Source organism: Streptomyces sp. NPDC037083, assembly GCF_055606485.1.
This window is the reverse complement of the sequence record NZ_JBVJSQ010000004.1, coordinates 317,318-330,936: the sequence shown is the minus strand read 5'-3', so window position 1 is coordinate 330,936 and position 13,619 is coordinate 317,318. Positions and strand designations below refer to the sequence as shown.

Annotated in this window: 12 protein-coding genes and 1 pseudogene; 9 read left to right on the top strand and 4 right to left on the bottom strand. The window is 72.4% G+C overall.

Annotated features, from left to right (window positions below):
• Positions 1–125 precede the first annotated feature (125 nt).
• The 3 genes from ACZ7DE_RS13535 to ACZ7DE_RS13525 form a co-directional block, all read right to left on the bottom strand.
• Positions 126–2,657, bottom strand: coding sequence for a SpoIIE family protein phosphatase (locus tag ACZ7DE_RS13535; protein WP_470760595.1), 2,532 nt, complete (start codon positions 2,655–2,657; stop codon positions 126–128).
• Between the two features lie 152 nt (positions 2,658–2,809).
• Entirely contained in the window at positions 2,810–3,148 is a 339-nt protein-coding gene (locus tag ACZ7DE_RS13530; RefSeq protein WP_470760593.1) for a hypothetical protein, read from the bottom strand.
• 154 nt (positions 3,149–3,302) lie between these two features.
• Positions 3,303–3,746 carry an SRPBCC family protein gene (locus ACZ7DE_RS13525; protein ID WP_470760591.1) on the bottom strand — a complete coding sequence of 148 codons (444 nt, stop codon included), beginning with the start codon at positions 3,744–3,746 and terminating at the stop codon, positions 3,303–3,305.
• 202 nt (positions 3,747–3,948) lie between these two features.
• Here ACZ7DE_RS13525 and ACZ7DE_RS13520 point away from each other — a divergent pair, with 202 nt between their 5' ends.
• The 4 genes and pseudogenes from ACZ7DE_RS13520 (at position 3,949) to ACZ7DE_RS13505 (ending at position 7,688) form a co-directional block, all read left to right on the top strand.
• Positions 3,949–4,992: an Rv2578c family radical SAM protein gene (locus ACZ7DE_RS13520; RefSeq protein ID WP_470760589.1), complete on the top strand. Its 1,044-nt coding sequence runs from the start codon at positions 3,949–3,951 to the stop codon at positions 4,990–4,992.
• Between the two features lie 141 nt (positions 4,993–5,133).
• Positions 5,134–6,711, top strand: a complete 1,578-nt coding sequence (locus ACZ7DE_RS13515) for an alpha/beta hydrolase (RefSeq protein WP_470760587.1) — start codon at positions 5,134–5,136, stop codon at positions 6,709–6,711.
• Positions 6,712–6,760: 49 nt separating this feature from the next.
• Complete coding sequence (locus ACZ7DE_RS13510) at positions 6,761–7,159, top strand: RidA family protein (protein ID WP_470760586.1); 399 nt, start codon at positions 6,761–6,763, stop codon at positions 7,157–7,159.
• 29 nt (positions 7,160–7,188) lie between these two features.
• Positions 7,189–7,688 (top strand): annotated as a pseudogene (locus ACZ7DE_RS13505) (GNAT family N-acetyltransferase).
• A gap of 20 nt (positions 7,689–7,708) precedes the next feature.
• On the opposite strand, the gene ACZ7DE_RS13500 reads toward ACZ7DE_RS13505, so the two are convergent.
• Positions 7,709–8,284: an adenylosuccinate lyase gene (locus ACZ7DE_RS13500; protein WP_470760584.1), complete on the bottom strand. Its 576-nt coding sequence runs from the start codon at positions 8,282–8,284 to the stop codon at positions 7,709–7,711.
• A 524-nt stretch (positions 8,285–8,808) separates the two neighbouring features.
• Between ACZ7DE_RS13500 and ACZ7DE_RS13495 the strand changes: the two genes are divergently transcribed.
• The 5 genes from ACZ7DE_RS13495 to ACZ7DE_RS13475 all read left to right on the top strand — a co-directional run bounded on the left by ACZ7DE_RS13495 (position 8,809) and on the right by ACZ7DE_RS13475 (position 13,327).
• Positions 8,809–9,366 carry a sigma factor-like helix-turn-helix DNA-binding protein gene (locus tag ACZ7DE_RS13495; RefSeq protein ID WP_470760582.1) on the top strand — a complete coding sequence of 186 codons (558 nt, stop codon included), beginning with the start codon at positions 8,809–8,811 and terminating at the stop codon, positions 9,364–9,366.
• Positions 9,363–9,821, top strand: a complete 459-nt coding sequence (locus ACZ7DE_RS13490; RefSeq protein ID WP_470760581.1) for a hypothetical protein — start codon at positions 9,363–9,365, stop codon at positions 9,819–9,821. Before ACZ7DE_RS13495 ends, ACZ7DE_RS13490 begins: the two co-directional genes overlap by 4 nt.
• A gap of 110 nt (positions 9,822–9,931) precedes the next feature.
• Positions 9,932–10,210, top strand: coding sequence for a hypothetical protein (locus ACZ7DE_RS13485; RefSeq protein ID WP_470760579.1), 279 nt, complete (start codon positions 9,932–9,934; stop codon positions 10,208–10,210).
• A 359-nt stretch (positions 10,211–10,569) separates the two neighbouring features.
• Positions 10,570–12,375 carry a 3-hydroxyacyl-CoA dehydrogenase family protein gene (locus ACZ7DE_RS13480; protein ID WP_470760577.1) on the top strand — a complete coding sequence of 602 codons (1,806 nt, stop codon included), beginning with the start codon at positions 10,570–10,572 and terminating at the stop codon, positions 12,373–12,375.
• 136 nt (positions 12,376–12,511) lie between these two features.
• Positions 12,512–13,327, top strand: coding sequence for a TetR family transcriptional regulator (locus tag ACZ7DE_RS13475; protein WP_470761093.1), 816 nt, complete (start codon positions 12,512–12,514; stop codon positions 13,325–13,327).
• Positions 13,328–13,619: the final 292 nt, after the last annotated feature.

The window sequence follows — 13,619 nt, the reverse complement described above, 5'->3', positions numbered from 1 at the left end:
GATCCGCCGTAAGTGACGGGCGAGTACGGTCTATCGCTCCCCGGTTGCCGCTACAAGCGCGGCGCGGTTTCCTTCACGCCGCGTGCGCGATCCGCACGCCGTTCCACACCGGCGGTCCACGGTGCTCAGCGGCGTGGCGACGTCAGCTCGAACCACACCGACTTCCCCTCGCCGCTGCGGCTGGCGCCCCACTCGCGGGCCAGGGTGCTCACCACGCGCAGCCCCCGGCCGGCCTCGTCGCCGGGTCCGGCGCTCAGCAGCGTCGGCAGTTCGTGATCGTCGTCCTCGACCTCGCACAGCAGCGTGTCGCCGCGTACGAGACGCAGGGCCACGGGGCGCCGGTGGGAGTGCCGTACGGCGTTGGTGACGAGCTCGCTCACCATGAGCTCGGCGGTGTCGGCGAGGTCCGCCAGCCCCCATGTGTGGAGCTGTTCGCGGACCGCGGCGCGCGCCCGGCGGGCCTCGGCCGGGTCGAGCGCCAGGCGCCATTCGGCGACGTCGTCGGGTTCGATGCCGCCGAGGCGGGCCATGAGCAGGGCGACGTCGTCCTTGCGGCCGCCCCGGCCCGTTTCCGAGAAGGTCGCGGCGAGCGCGCGGATGATGGTGTCGCAGGCGTCGTCCATGGACGCGGCCGGGTGGGCGGCGGACTCGCACAGGGTCGCCAGGCCCACGCCGATGTCCTCGCCGCGCATCTCCACCAGCCCGTCGGTGCACATCACCAGCCGGTCCCCCGGCTCCACACGCACGCGGACCGCCTCGAAGGGCACCCCGCCGACGCCGACGGGCGCGCCGGTGGGCAGGTCGAGCAGCTCGCTGCGGCCGTCGGCGGCCCGCACCAGCACGGGCGGGATGTGGCCCGCGTTGGCGAGGTGCAGCTCGCCCCCGATCGGGTCGTAGACGGCGTACAGGCAGGTCGCCAGGTAGGTGTCGCCCAGCCGCTGCGCCAGGTCGTCGAGATTGCGCAGGAGTCGCGCGGGCGGCAGGTCGAGGGCGGCCATGGTCTGCACGGCCGTGCGCAACTGGCCCATCATGGCGGCGGAGTGCAGACCGTGGCCCATGACGTCGCCGACGACGAGCGCGGTGCGGGCGCCGGGCAGTTTCACCGAGTCGAACCAGTCCCCGCCGACCCGCCCGAGCAGCGTGCCCGGAAGGTAGCGGGTGGCGATGTCGCAGCCCGCCATGCGCCGCGGGATGTGCGGCAGCATGCTGTCCTGGAGGGTCTCGGCGACGCTCTCCTGGTAGGTGTACATGCGCGCGTTGTCGAGCACGAGACCTGCGCGGGCGGCGAGTTCGGCGCCGGTGACCCGGTCCATGTCGTTGAAGACGGCGCGCTCGGGGTGGCGCAGCAGGATCATGAAGCCGAGGACGACGTTACGGGCCTTGAGCGGGACGACGAGCATGGAGCGGCCGGTGATCAGGGGCCGGATGTCGCGCTTTTCGAACTGCGAGGCGATGGCGTGGCCCATCTGCTCGCTGATGCGGGGCACCAGGACCGGCTCGCCCGTGGTCATGCACTGGAAGAACGGGGTGTGCGCGGGGAAGGGCATGGCCTCGCCCACGGGCACGACGTCGTCCCAGCGGCCGGGTTCGTCGGTGTGCTCGACGGCGACCCGGTGCCACATGGTCGTCGTGTCCGGCACGCCCTCGGGGAAGCCCTCGCCGGCGACGACCTGTTCGCGCAGATAGGTGCCGGCGACGTCGGTGAAGCGCGGGACGACCGCTCTGCTGACCTCGACGATGGTGCGGGAGAGGTCGAGGGAGGTGCCGATCTTCCCGCTGACCTCGTTGAGGAACTCCAGCCGTTCGCGGACGGCGACGTATTCGAGGTCCTCGCCCTCGTCGTCCGGTTCCTGTGGCGCGGGCCGCCCTTCGGCGGCGGCGCGGGCGGCCCGCTCCCGGCGCGCTCTGCGTTCGACGCGCCGGGCCACGCCCCAGTCGGGGGTGACGGGGACCCGGTCGTTCTGGCTGAACTCCAGGACCGGATAGCCGAGTTCGAGGACCTGCGCGACGATGCGGGCGCTTTCGCCGACGCTCATGCTGGGCAGGATCTCGGGCAGCCGGCCGGCGAGTTCCTCGGCGCCGGGGAAGTCGGTGTGCAGCGCGAAGCCGGGTGCGATGCGCTCGACGGCCGACGGGTCCGACGGCTGCTCCCGGCACAGGACCGTCGCGTCGGCGGCCAGCACCAGCAGCCGTTCCGCCCCGGGCCCGACCAGCGGGTAGGCCCACCACAGCACGTCGACGCGGCCGCGGTCCCCGCCGGGCGCGGTCAGCCGGGCCCGTCCGGCGGCCGGATAGCCGAGCCCGCGGTCCAGGGAGGAGCCCAGCCCGGGCCCGAGGCCGTCGCAGGGGGCGTATGCGCCGTATGCGTCCGCGGTGAAGTCGTCGTCGAGTTCGGGGAGCGCGCCGGAGACGGGAAGCAGGTCGATCGCAGGCTGTCCGATCGCCTCGTTCTTGGCGACGCCGAAGATACGGCGTGCGCCGGCGCTCCAGTGGGAGACGAGACCCTCGCGGTCGACCACGATCACGGCCAGGGGAACGCGCCCGGCGTCGGCGAGCCCTTCCCCGGCCGCCGGACCGGCAGACCCCTCTCCCGCTGCGCTCGCCGCCTCGCTCGTTCCGCGGCTGGGAGGTGCGTCCCTCTCGGTGCCACGGTCCATGGCCCAGACCCTCTCTCCCCAGAGCTGTGCAAGATCTGTCCCGCAGCCACCACCGTACGGCGCACACCGTCGGCATGTGCCGCAATGACGGAATTGGTTTCACCGGGGTGCGCCGGGGTACGCCGCACCTCCGGAGTCGTTGCGCGGGGGTGTCAGTCCTCGTGACGGAGCTGCGGTTCGGGCTCCGTACGACCGCCGCCCGCCCCCTGACGGACGGTCACGACCGGCGGACGGCCGGGGGCTACGACGGTGTGCTCGCCCCGGGACAGGTCGGCGAGGCGGAACCCGGCGTCGGGTCCCGCGGTCCTCGGCAGGGCGGTGGCGGCGGTCATCTGCTCCAGCGCCGCGAGGAGCAGCGCGAGCACGAGGACGGAGAGGACCGGACGCACCCGGCGTCCGGCCGGTCCGCTCCCGTCGGCCGGCGCCGGAGACGGGGCTTGCGGGGCGGTCGCCGTGACCGGCTCGCCCTGCATCACAGTGGTCCCGCCCATGTGCCGCTCCCCTCGTCGCACCTGCTTCGCGGTTGCCGCGCAGAAGCGACAACCACGGGCAGGCGCGACGCGTCACGGCGCCGTCCCGGTCACACGGGAGAACCACCCGTTCCGGTGACGGTGATCGGCACCTGGGGAGCGTGCGGGAGTCGGACTACTTCTCGACCTCGGCGGCGAGGTTGGCGAGGACCTGGTCGTAGATCCGGCCGAGCCCCTTGGGGGCGAAGGTCCTCTCGAAGAAGCCGCCGATGCCGCCGGCTCCGTTCCACGTGGTGGTGACCACCACGCGGGAGGCGCCCTCGCCGGCCGGGGTGACGCGCCAGACGGTGACCATCGAGGAGTTGCGGTCCTTCTCGACGAGTTCGCCGTCGGTCGGTTCGGCGACCTCCAGGAGGCAGTCGCGGACGCGCTTGCTGGTGGCCTGGAGCTTCCAGTGGACGAGGCTGCCCTCGCCGTCGCCGCCCTCGCGCACCTCGTACTCGCTGAAGTGCTCGGTCAGCAGCTTCCCGCGCGTGCCGCTGTAGTCGGCGATCGTGTCGAACACCTGCTCCGGGTCCGCAGCGACGACCCGCTCGGTGGTGGCCTCGACCTGCGCCATGGGGGTTCCTCCAGGTCCGTGTTGCTCAGGGTTGCTCAGGGTGCCTCACGTTCGGGGCAAGCCAACCACCCCGGTCCGCGGCCGCCCAAATCGGGGTCGCCGAAGCGATCGCCGGGCGATCGAAAAGAGCGCCCGAAAGGTCCGTCGCACGATCATGGGAACATGTGTTCTATTGTGGGGGCAGTGCTACCGAGGAGGTGTCATGCGCTGGGAGAACCTCACCGTGGAGACCCGCCACGACCGGCCGGCGGACGCCGCGCTGTTCGGCGCGGACGCGGTCACGACCAGGACGTTCGACACGCCCGAGTTCGCCGGCATCACCTTCCACGAGATCCGGGCCCGCTCCATCCTCAACCGGGTGCCGGGCGCCTCCCGGATGCCGTTCGAATGGACGGTGAACCCCTACCGCGGCTGCACGCACGCGTGCGTCTACTGCTTCGCCCGCAAGACGCACAGCTATCTCGATCTCGACACCGGGATCGGCTTCGACACCCAGATCGTCGTCAAGGTGAACGCGCCGGAACTGCTGCGCCGGCAACTGGCCTCACCCCGCTGGCACGGGGATCACGTCGCGATGGGCACGAACGTCGACTGCTATCAGCGCGCCGAGGGCCGCTACCGGCTGATGCCGGGCATCCTGTCCGCCCTGCGCGACCGGGCGAACCCCTTCTCGATCCTGACGAAGGGCACCCTGATCCTGCGCGACCTCGACCTGTTGCGGCAGGCCGCCGAGGTGACCGACGTCGGCGTCTCGGTCTCGGTCGGCTTCACCGACACCGAACTGTGGCGCACCGTGGAGCCGGGCACCCCGGCGCCGCAGCGCCGCCTGGACGTCGTGCGGACCCTCACCGACCACGGCATCGGCTGCGGGGTGCTCATGGCGCCGGTGATCCCCTTCCTGGGCGACGAGCCGGCCCAACTGCGGGCCACCGTGCGGGCGATCGCCGCCGCCGGGGCCACCTCCGTCACCCCGCTCGCACTGCATCTGCGCCCCGGCGCCCGCGAGTGGTTCATGGCCTGGCTCGCCCAGCACCATCCCCATCTGGTGCGCCGCTACGAGCGGCTGTACGCGGACGGCGCCTACGCCCCGAAGTGGTACCAGCGCCGGATCACCCGCCAGGTGCACGAACTGGCCGAGGAGTACGGCATCGGCCCCACGCGCGCGGGCATGCCCCGCCGGATCCCGCAGCCCGAACCGGCCGAGGAGCCCGCCGGGTCCGGGCCCACCCAACTCACGCTGATCTGAGCGCGTTCGAGCGCATCCGGCTACCCGAACGGGTCAATCGACCCCAGAACAGGTATTTCCGGACGATCTTTCCGGGACGATGCGGCCAGGGCCGTGACCTGCACGGTCCGACGCCTGGCCCCTTCGTCCCGGGAGCACTCCATGAACAAACGCGCAGCCGTGCTGTGCGCCGCCGCCGCAGTCGTGGCCGGGACGGTCACGGCCGTGCCCGCCGGCGCCAGCCCGTCGCCCTCAGCGGCGCCCGCCCCCGCGGCGAAGCTCGCCTGGAAGAAGTGCGGCACCACCGGCCGGCCGACGCTGCAGTGCGCGTCCCTGAAGGTGCCGCTCGACCACGCCCGGCCGAGCGGGAAGCAGATCACGCTGGCGCTCTCCCGCGTCCCGCACACCGCGAAGGCCTATCAGGGCCCTCTGCTGGTCAACCCCGGCGGCCCGGGCGGCGGGGGCCTGAGCCTCGCCGGGTTCGTCGCCTCGGCGCTGCCCAAGGCGGTCTCGGCGCAGTACGACGTCATCGGCTTCGACCCGCGCGGGGTGGGCAAGAGCACCCCGGCCCTGAACTGCAGGCCCGGCCACTTCGCACCGGTCCGCCCGGACTCGGTGCCGCTCACCGAGGCGGTCGAGCGGGCGAACCTGGACCGTGCCCGGTCCTTCGCCGAGGCCTGCGGCAAGAAGTACGCCGACGTCCTGCCGTACATCGACACGCTCAGCGTCGTCCGGGACATGGACGCCATCCGCGCCGCGGTCGGCGCGCCGAAGCTGAACTACTTCGGCTACTCGTACGGCACCTATCTGGGCGCGGTGTACGCCAAGCTCTACCCTCAGCGGGTGCGCCGTCTGGTGCTCGACTCGATCGTCGACCCCACCGGCGTCTGGTACGAGGACAACCTCACGCAGGACCTCGCGTTCAACGACCGCCATCGCGCCCTCATGGCCTGGATCGCCAAGTACGACAAGACCTACCGGCTGGGTGCCGACCCGGAACGGATCGAGGCGAAGTGGTACGCGATGCGGGCGGCGCTCGCGAAGAAGCCGGCCGGCGGCAAGGTGGGCGCCTCGGAAGTGGAGGACACCTTCCTGCCCGGCGGTTACTACAACGGTTACTGGCCCCGCCTCGCCAAGGCGTTCGCGGCGTACGTGAACGAGTCGGACCCCGCCCCGCTGGTCGAGGCGTACGAGAACTTCGTCGCGGTCGACGCCGCGGGGGACAACGGCTACAGCGTCTACACCGCGGTGCAGTGCCGGGACGCCTCCTGGCCCGGCGACTGGGACGAGTGGCGGACGGACAACTGGTCGACGTACGCCAAGGCGCCCTTCATGACCTGGAGCAACGCCTGGTACAACGCGCCGTGCGCGTTCTGGCCGACCCGGCCGCTGCCGCCGGTGAACCTCCTCAACGGCGAGCTGCCGCCGGCCCTGCTGTTCCAGGCGACGGACGACGCGGCCACCCCGTACGAAGGCGGCGCCACGGTCCACGCGCTGCTGCGCGGTTCCAGCCTGGTGGTCGAGGAGGGCGGACAGAACCACGGCGTCACGCTGAGCGGGAACGCCTGTCTGGACAAGCACCTGGCCGCGTATCTGACCGACGGGGCCGTGCCGCGCGGAAGCGGCGGGGCCGACGCGGTGTGCCCCGCGCAGCCCGACCCCGAGCCGCTGGGCGCGAAGACCGGACCGGCTGCGGCGCGCGGCTCGGCGCTGCACGGGCTGCTGGGCTTCCGCGGCTGACCGCAGGTCCGTCGGGGGCGCCGTCGGACCCGTGGTCCACCATGGACGCATGAGCGAACCGACCAGGATCCCCGCCCCCGACGGAGTCGCCCCGGCGGCCCAGTACGCGCACGTGGTGACGGCCGCCGGCCGTTTCGTGGCCGTCTCCGGCCAGCTGCCGCTCGACGAGCACGGCGGGGTGGTCGGCGAGGACGACCCGCGGGCGCAGGCCCGTCAGGTCTTCGAGAACCTGCGGCGCTGCCTGGCCGCTGCCGGGGCCGGCTTCGACGACGTCGTCAAACTCACCTACTTCGTCACGGACATGGCCCACCTGCCCGCGATCCGCGAGGCCCGGGCCGCGCACATACCCGACGACCGCCTGCCCGCCGCCTCGGCCGTGCAGGTCGCCGCGCTGGTCCGCCCGGAGTTCCTGATGGAGATCGAGGCGTTCGCCGTGGTGGGCGGGTGACGGGCGCGCCGGCCCTGCTCGTACGGGAGATGACACTCGCCGATGTCGACCGTGTCTCCGAGATCCGCGTCCGCGGCTGGCAGCGGGCCTACCGGGGCATGATGCCGCAGTCGTACCTGGACGCGCTGTGCGTCGCCGAGGACGCCGGGCGCCGCCGCGCCCGCTTCGGGCACGGCGGCTCCGACGTGGTCGACCTGGTCGCGGAGCGGCCGGGCAGGTGGTGGGATGGGCCGCCCACGGTGCCTACCGGGACGGCGAAGTGCGCACCGGCGACGCCGAGTTGTACGCGCTCTACGTGACCGCCGAGCACCTCGGCACGGGCGTCGGACGCGCCCTGCTGCAGGAGGCCGCACGGCGGGCCGGGGATCTCGGACACGCCCGCATGTACCTCTGGGTCCTCAGGGACAACGTCCCGGCCCGCCGTTTCTACGAGCGGGCCGGGTTCCACGCGGACGGCGCCGAGGAGCCCTTCGAGGTGGCGGGCGTCGCGGTGCCCGAGGTGCGCCACGTCGGACACCTGCCCCTGTGAGGGTTCCTCATGACGCTGCCTCAGCGCTGCCGGGGGATCCGCGCCAGCGCGTGCACGGCCGCCTGCGCGAGCACCGGGTGGGCGAGGGCGTCGTTCAACACCGGGCGGGCGCGGCCGTCCCCGAGGCTGCCGAGGCCCTCCACACAGGCGAGGGCCACCCGCCGGTAGGGGTCGTGCGGCCGCAGTCGCCGCTGCAGCGTCGTGATCAGCGCGGGCACGGACTCGGGCGCGCGCAGTTCCACCAGCAGCCGGACGGGATGCAGGGCGTAGGCGACGCGCAGTTCGTTGGTGGCCAGGGCGGCCGCCGCCCGGGCGGTGCGGGGGTCCTTGAGGCGGGCCAGCGCGTGGGCGGCGGAGGCGCAGCGCGGCGGGTCCCGGTGGTTGAGCAGCAGGACGAGCGTCTCGAAGGCGCGCCGGTCCCCGGCGAGCCCCAGCCGGAACGCGGCCAGCTCGCGGGCCCACAGGGGCCGGCCCGGCTCGGTGAGCACGTCCGCCAGTGCGTCGTGGTCCGCGGTGGCCGCCAGCCGCTCGTACACCGGACTCGCGCCGGACTCGCGCCGTAAGCGCTCCGTGAGGGATCGCAACTCTTCGTCCATGTGCCGAGCCTAGGACAGGCTCCGGCGGCGTACGGCGCGCAGCGGCGCACGGGAGCACAACCGGGCGCATGCCCCGTGACGGCGACGGCGTTCGAAAACCCGCGCAAACCCGCTCCTGGTTCGGCCCGCAGGCGCGTCCTTGGGACCCCGCGCCGTTCGCTTCGCGACCCATGACGTGCGGCGACGGCCCGTGTCGCGGTCGCTTGGGGCTGCCCCGCCGCACAACTGCGGTCACCGAAGGGCGGGTTCGGCCGGTTTCGAATCAAGTTCGTTCGCACTGGCGAATCTCGGCGGCGGAAAGGGGTGTCCCCGAGCGTCAGTACTATCCCCGTTCAACAGTGCGGCGGCGAACGTTGCTACTGATAAGTAACGCGTCGTCAGGTGACGCCGGACCCGCCAGGAAAGGGTCTTCGGCCACCCCCCTGATGATGTGACCCATCGATGCGAGCCGATGAGCTCCTGCACCGAGGCGCCGGCGGCGCCATCGTTTTGTCCGAAGGGCCCTGAACAAAATGAGTCCTACTTTGACACTCGATCCGTCCCACCACGCGGAACTGATACGAAGCCTGTTCCACAAGGTGCAGTTCGACACGTTCGAGGCCTACGACGACCCTCGCTGCAACGTCAAGGCCGTCACCCAGGAGGCGTTCACCAGGACACTGCCCCTCCTGCCTCCCGGCGTCGGCGTGGAGGAGGCGTACGAGCGGCTGATGGACGTGAGCATGCAGCTCGCGGCCGACTGCCTGAGGAGCCGTCGGAACGGCTGCGGCCCGTGCGAGGTGCACCTGATCCCGCTCGTCTCCCTGTACGGCTTCAGGATCGGCGAGGTGGACGACGAGTTCCGGCCGTGGCTGGCCGCGGTCGACGACCTCCCGCTGCCCGAGCGGGCGGTCTACCGACTCATCGCCTTCCACGGGTGGACCAACGCCAGGACCGCCGAGGTGCTGGGTCGCTCGGAGGGCTGGACCAGCAAGCTCATGAGCCGGGCCAGGGTCCGCCTGACTTCCGCCGGCGTCTGTGTGGAGGAGCTCCAGAGGGGCTTCTTCGACGTGGAGATCCACAGAAGGAAGGAGAAGCCATGACCCATCCGACGGCGTACCGCCGCAAGGCGCGTCTGATCGACCATGCCGCTCCGCCCACTCCCCAGGAGTGGGCGGAGCACGATGCCCGGTACTTGGACGACATCACGGCCGAGATCGGCCGGCGGGCCTCGGGCGGCGATCCCGACGCGGCCCCCTGGGCGTCGCCGCTCTATTTCGACGCGACGTCCCGTGCCGGGTCCGCCACCGGACGCGCCCTGCTCGCCCTGCGGCACCTGTCCGACGAGGCGGTAGCCCGCCTGGTCCTGCTGGGCCGGACGCTCCACGGGGAGAGCAGCCGCCACGGGACCGCGTCCGCGGCGGAACGGCAGCAGGAGAACGAGCGGCACGCACAGGACGGGCGCGTCCGCCGCAAGGAGGGCAGCGTCAGCCCGCCCGCTCGCGGCGGCCGGCCCATCGTCGCGCAGTTGGAGGGCGCGGAGGCGCTGGCCCGCTGACGCCCTGACGACCGCCGCCGCTTCCCGGCCCCGGCCCGGGGAGCGGCGGCACCCGACACCCGACGCACGCCCCGCACCCGCACCCGCCCGAGAACGGAACACGCACGACGATGGCGACTCACGGCACCCCTGCGGAGGAGAGCTCCGCGCACGAGGCCCGCGACGGCCGGGCGGAACGCCGACGGCTCCTCGTCCTGAGGACGGTCATCCACGCCCTCGTCGCCGGCTGCCTCGCCTCCGTCGGCGTGGCCGTGTGGCAGTTGCCCGCCCGTCCCGTCCTCGCGGGCGTGTACGTCGGGCTGGCCTCGGTGTGCGTGGCCGGCCTCGGGGTCTGCGTGACGGTGTATCTGCACCTGCGCCGCGACGTCGCCCGAGGCGAGGCCGGCTGACGCCGGACACGTCACAGAAATGGGGGCTGGCGCGCTCGTTACCCACCGGTTAAGCTCATACGAGCGAGTCACCCACTCGCTTCACCCTCTCGTGGCGGCCTGGTGACGCAGTCGCCGCGAGAAGTCGGTTCGGCACCACGTGTGCCGCTGTACGACCCGGCCACGGGACAGGGCCGGTCGGATCTGCCGTTCGTCCTCGGGCGTGTGCACGCCCGTGACGACCGCACCGGGCGTGTGCGCCAGTAGCCCGGCAACACCCGCACTCCATTTCGGCACCCGGTGCGCCCGGGCCTCGCAGAGGTCCCTCCGGCGCACCCGGGCGCGTTCCCAGTCGTCACCCTCATTCCTGGAGTCCCGCGATGGCCGCTCCCCTGTCCGACACCCCTCTGTCCCCCCTCGACACGATCGCCGTCATCGGCCTCGGCACCATGGGCACCGGCATCGCCGAGGTCCTGGCCAAGGCCGGCCGCAAGGTGATCGGCGTCGACGTCAGCGAGGCCCAGACCGCGCGGTCCCTCGCCGCGCTGGAGGCCTCCACCGCCCGCGCCGTGCAGCGCGGCCGGCTCACCGAGCAGGAGCGCACGGCCGTCCTGGCCCGCGTCCAGGTCTCCACCGACCTGCGCACGGCCGCCGACGCCGACCTCGTGATCGAGGTGGCGCCGGAGTCGTACGAGATCAAGCAGCAGATCTTCCGCGAGCTGGACGGGATCGTGCGCCCCGGGACCATCCTCGCGACCGGCACCAACGCGCTCTCCGTCACACGCCTCGCCGCCGACTCGGCCCACCCCGAGCGGGTGCTGGGACTGCACTTCTTCAACCCGGCGCCGGCGATGAAGCTGGTCGAGGTCGTCTCCTCGGTGCTGACCGCGCCGGCCGCCGTCACCGCCGTCACCGACCTCGCGCTCGACCTGGGCAAGGAGCCCGTCGCGGTCGGCGACCGGCCCGGCTTCGTCGCCGACGGCCTGCTGTTCGGCTACCTCAACCAGGCCGCCGCGATGTACGAGGCGCGCTACGCCTCCCGCGAGGACATCGACGCCGCGATGCGGCTGGGCTGCGGACTGCCGATGGGCCCGCTCGCGCTGCTCGACCTGATCGGCGTCGACACCGCCCGTACCGTCCTGGAGGCCATGTACGCCGAGTCCCACGACCGGCTGCACGCCCCCGCCCCGATCCTCAAGCAGCTCAGCGAGGCCGGTCTGACGGGCCGTAAGTCGGGCCGCGGCTTCTACACCTACGAGGCCCCCGGCAGCGCGACGGTCGTCCCGGACGCGCTGACGCCCCTCTCCGGCACGGCCGGGATCCCCGGCCGCACGGTGAGTTCGGTCGGCGTCGCCGGCTCCGGCACCATGGCCTCCGGCATCGCCGAGGTGTTCGCCAAGGCCGGCTACGACGTCGTCCTCGCCGCCCGCAGCGAGGAGAAGGCGCAGGTCGCCAAGGCCCGGATCGGCAAGTCGCTCTCCCGCTCCGTCGACAAGGGCCGGCTGACCGCGGAGGCCGCCGCCCAGATCCTGGACCGGATCACCCCGGCCGGCTCCTACGAAGCCTTCGCCGACGTCGATCTGGCGCTCGAGGCGGTCGCCGAGGACCTGGAGATCAAGCAGCAGCTGTTCGCGACCCTGGACAAGGTCTGCAAGCCCGGCGCGGTCCTCGCCACGACGACCTCCTCGCTGCCCGTCGTCGCCTGCGCCCGCGCCACCTCGCGCCCGCAGGACGTGATCGGGATGCACTTCTTCAACCCGGCGCCGGCGATGAAGCTGGTCGAGGTCGTCCGCACGGTGCTGACGGCCGAGGACGTCCACGCCACGGTCCGCGAGGTGTGCGCCCGCATCAAGAAGCACGCCGTCGACTGCGGGGACCGGGCCGGGTTCATCGTGAACGCGCTGCTGTTCCCGTACCTCAACAACGCGATCAAGATGGTGCAGGAGCACTACGCGACCCTCGACGACATCGACGCGGCGATGAAGCTGGGCGGCGGCTACCCGATGGGCCCCTTCGAGCTGCTGGACGTCGTCGGACTCGACGTCTCCCTCGCGATCGAGAAGGTCCTGCACCGCGAGTTCCGCGACCCGGGCCTGGCTCCGGCCCCGCTCCTGGAGCACCTGGTGGCCGCGGGCTGCCTCGGCCGCAAGACCGGCCGCGGCTTCCGCGAATATGCCCGCCGCTGACGGCGTCGGCGACTGGTTCGGAGCGAACGAGGACTGGGGCGGGCTGCTCGACCCCGCCGGCGCGCCCCCGCCCGCCCAGGGCGGGGGAAACCCCGGGCACGCGCACCGAGCTGCGCACATGCAGTACGTTCGGGTCATGTCCCAGCCCGCCAGGTCCTCACGTACACCAGCCGCGCCCGACGCGCCCGAGAGCACCGCAGGCAGCCGCGCGGCCGCCCAGCGACTCAAGATGCGCCGAGAACTGGCGGCCGCGGCCATGGAGCTGTTCTCGACCAAGGGGTACGAGGCGACCACCGTCGACGAGATCGCGGCCGCGGCGGGGGTCGCCCGCCGCACCTTCTTCCGTCACTTCCGCTCCAAGGAAGAGGCGATCTTCCCCGACCACGACGACACGTTGATCCGGGCGGAGGCGGTGCTCAACGCGGCCCCGGCGCACGAGCATCCGCTCGACACGGTGTGCCGCGGCATCAAGGAGGTCATGAAGATGTACGCGGCCCGGCCGGAGATCTCGGTCGCCCGCTACAAGCTGACGCGCGAGGTGCCCACCCTGCGCGAGGCCGAGATCGCTTCGGTGGCCCGCTACGAGCGCCTCTTCACCCGCTACCTCCTCGGTCACTTCGACGAGCACGCGCACGACGACGACGCCAACGACGACCCGCTGCTCGCCGAGGTCGCCGCCTCCGCCGTGGTCACCGCCCACAACCACGTCCTGCGGCGCTGGCTGAGAGCCGGCGGTCAGGGCGACGTGGAGGCCCAGCTCGACCACGCCTTCGCGATCGTCCGCAAGACCTTCGGGACGGGCATCGGAGCCGGCCGCAGCGGCGCCGACGGCCCGCGGCCGGCCCCGGCGGCGATCTCCGCGCAGGGCGAGGTCCTGGTCACGGTCGCCCGGACCGACGCCTCGCTGGACGAGGTCATGCGCACCATCGAACAGGCGCTCAAGGAGCGCTGAGACCCTCCGCGGTCCCCTTCCGCGCTGTGATGACGGCCACCCCACCGGGTGGCCGTTTTGGCATGTCAGAGCACCTTTTCGCGCGGATTTCAGAGCCCGTTCGATCGATCATCGCTCATTTGTTACGTAAAGATTTCAGCTGAGTGGAAGTTCTGGCACTCAGTGCCTTGCGAGGTGACACGCGGTGTCATACGTTGAAGGAGTCCGGGCGGCCGGCGTGCAGAGACCTCTCGTACGTCGGCTGTCCCCGCAACCTCCAGGTCTGCGCGCCCGGACGCCTGCGTCACAGGCA

What these genes read in the sequence shown, in the direction of transcription:
- ACZ7DE_RS13535 (WP_470760595.1), bottom strand. Translation starts at nt 2,657, where the DNA reads ATGGACCGTGGCACCGAGAGGGACGCACCTCCCAGCCGCGGAACGAGC.
- ACZ7DE_RS13530 (WP_470760593.1), bottom strand. Translation starts at nt 3,148, where the DNA reads ATGGGCGGGACCACTGTGATGCAGGGCGAGCCGGTCACGGCGACCGCC.
- ACZ7DE_RS13525 (WP_470760591.1), bottom strand. Translation starts at nt 3,746, where the DNA reads ATGGCGCAGGTCGAGGCCACCACCGAGCGGGTCGTCGCTGCGGACCCG.
- ACZ7DE_RS13520 (WP_470760589.1), top strand. Translation starts at nt 3,949, where the DNA reads ATGCGCTGGGAGAACCTCACCGTGGAGACCCGCCACGACCGGCCGGCG.
- ACZ7DE_RS13515 (WP_470760587.1), top strand. Translation starts at nt 5,134, where the DNA reads ATGAACAAACGCGCAGCCGTGCTGTGCGCCGCCGCCGCAGTCGTGGCC.
- ACZ7DE_RS13510 (WP_470760586.1), top strand. Translation starts at nt 6,761, where the DNA reads ATGAGCGAACCGACCAGGATCCCCGCCCCCGACGGAGTCGCCCCGGCG.
- ACZ7DE_RS13500 (WP_470760584.1), bottom strand. Translation starts at nt 8,284, where the DNA reads ATGGACGAAGAGTTGCGATCCCTCACGGAGCGCTTACGGCGCGAGTCC.
- ACZ7DE_RS13490 (WP_470760581.1), top strand. Translation starts at nt 9,363, where the DNA reads ATGACCCATCCGACGGCGTACCGCCGCAAGGCGCGTCTGATCGACCAT.
- ACZ7DE_RS13485 (WP_470760579.1), top strand. Translation starts at nt 9,932, where the DNA reads ATGGCGACTCACGGCACCCCTGCGGAGGAGAGCTCCGCGCACGAGGCC.
- ACZ7DE_RS13480 (WP_470760577.1), top strand. Translation starts at nt 10,570, where the DNA reads ATGGCCGCTCCCCTGTCCGACACCCCTCTGTCCCCCCTCGACACGATC.
- ACZ7DE_RS13475 (WP_470761093.1), top strand. Translation starts at nt 12,512, where the DNA reads ATGTCCCAGCCCGCCAGGTCCTCACGTACACCAGCCGCGCCCGACGCG.